The sequence below is a fragment of the Aurantimonas sp. A2-1-M11 genome, from assembly GCF_036549475.1.
Taxonomy (GTDB): Bacteria; Pseudomonadota; Alphaproteobacteria; order Rhizobiales; family Rhizobiaceae; genus Aurantimonas.
Window position 1 is genome coordinate 1 of sequence record NZ_JAZHLI010000186.1, and the last position, 1,576, is coordinate 1,576.

2 protein-coding genes and 1 pseudogene are annotated in these 1,576 nt (G+C 62.2%); 1 reads left to right on the forward strand and 2 read right to left on the reverse strand.

Features of this window, described 5'->3' with window-relative positions; all coding sequences use genetic code 11:
* A pseudogene (locus VQ042_RS26285) lies at positions 1-163 on the forward strand (IS630 family transposase); the annotation flags it as partial.
* A 207-nt stretch (positions 164-370) separates the two neighbouring features.
* Here VQ042_RS26285 and VQ042_RS25495 read toward each other — a convergent pair.
* Together VQ042_RS25495 and VQ042_RS25500 are read right to left on the reverse strand one after the other, a co-directional pair.
* Positions 371-1,156 carry an alpha/beta fold hydrolase gene (locus VQ042_RS25495; protein WP_331823035.1) on the reverse strand — a complete coding sequence of 262 codons (786 nt, stop codon included), beginning with the start codon at positions 1,154-1,156 and terminating at the stop codon, positions 371-373.
* Between the two features lie 188 nt (positions 1,157-1,344).
* Complete coding sequence (locus VQ042_RS25500) at positions 1,345-1,527, reverse strand: DUF6362 family protein (RefSeq protein ID WP_331823036.1); 183 nt, start codon at positions 1,525-1,527, stop codon at positions 1,345-1,347.
* Positions 1,528-1,576 lie beyond the last annotated feature (49 nt).

Sequence of the window (1,576 nt, forward strand, 5' to 3'; positions counted from 1 at the left end):
CAGCTACACCAGCGTCACCGACCTGGAGGCGACCATCTACAACTACCTGGCGCAGCACAACTCCAGGCCAAAGCCCTTCCAGTGGACAAAAACCGCCGACGATATTCTCGAACAGGAACGACGTGCGCGGGACAAACTCGATGAAGTCCGAGGCAACAGGTAGCAAGTGTCGGACTCGGAACACTAGGAGTTGGCCGGCTTCAAATCGGAACGGCGGCCGGAATGAAATCGGAACAGGTGGCCGGCTTCATTTTTTGGAATGCATGGCCAGCTTCGTCGGAATACGCAATGTCTCATCGAAAAGCGTCTCACGAAGGCGATTTCGCTTGACGGCTGGTCGGGCAATCTCAGCGGTGGGGTCGCCGCTCACTCACGAAGTTGCGCCCGTTTCGTCGAGGATGAGCCGAGCGGTTTCTTCCGGCTGATCCCACATGGGAAAATGCCCGCATATCTCGAACCAATGCAGCTTTGCGGATGGAAACGCCTCCATCGCCCTCTCGGCTTGTCGTGGCAGGCACAGACGATCTTGGCGGCCCCATCCGATGACGATGGGGCGAGATGTCCCCGCCGCTGGTCCCACCTGTTCCGGGGCGGTCACGAGGTCGCGCACGAGCGCGTCGAAGGTCTTGGTCGCGGCAAAGCTCTTCAGTTCGGTCGCCACGACGTCACCGTCCAGCTTCCAAGGACGTGCCGACAGCTGCGCCAGGAGCATGCTACGGGTCACAGCGGACCGGGAGAGGGTCGGTAGTGCAGGCCCGAGACCGCGCACGAGCCGGATCGACGCGTCAAGCGTTGAGCGGAAGTATGTCCGCTCCCAGCCTCGCCAGAAGCCGCCAGGATCGAGCGCGATCGTCGCTCCGACACTCCCGCGGCGCGACATCTCAAGCACGATCCTTGCGCCGAGCGAGCTGCCGACGATGTCGATGCCCTCAAAGCCCTGTTCGACGATAAAGGTCTCGACACTGTCGGCGAGCCCGTTGAACGTGTCGCTGTTGGCAGCCGCTGGCGTTTCGCCATGCCCGGGTAGGTCCAGGGCCACGATTTCGCGTGTCTCGGAGAGCGCAGGAAGGATCGTGGTCCAGGATCGCCACGATCCTCCGAGGCCATGCACTAGGAGAAGCGGAGGGCCCGCGCCCTCACGAATGAAATTCAGCATCCGGGCCTTTCTCGGTCCCAAGCGGGGTGAAACAAGGTGTACCCTCGGCCGCACCGTGAGTTTGATGACAACGTGGAGATCAACACTTTGATCCTCACGCCGGCCCGGTCACCCGGCCCGCGCCCTGCCGATCACGTAGTTCATCGAGCGCGTTGTAGGTGGACTTTTACCGTTCAGCCGCCAGACGGTCACTGCCAGCCCGTACTGTAATGCCGGTCGGCCATCGCCCGACTGATCCGCAGCTCCCGGCAGATCGGCTTCCACGGTGTGCCGTTCGCCCGCAGCCAGACAAGCCGAGCATCGTCCTTGATAGTGTCCCACCATGTGGTGTAGCTGACGGCGATGGCCGAGCGGTTCCGGCCAAGCCGGATTGATCAGCGTGCCACGGCTGGCAGGCTAACGAACGGATCATCGCTCAAG

Coding starts and splice junctions, on each gene's coding strand:
- VQ042_RS25495 (WP_331823035.1), bottom strand. CDS start 1,156: ATGCTGAATTTCATTCGTGAGGGCGCGGGCCCTCCGCTTCTCCTAGTG.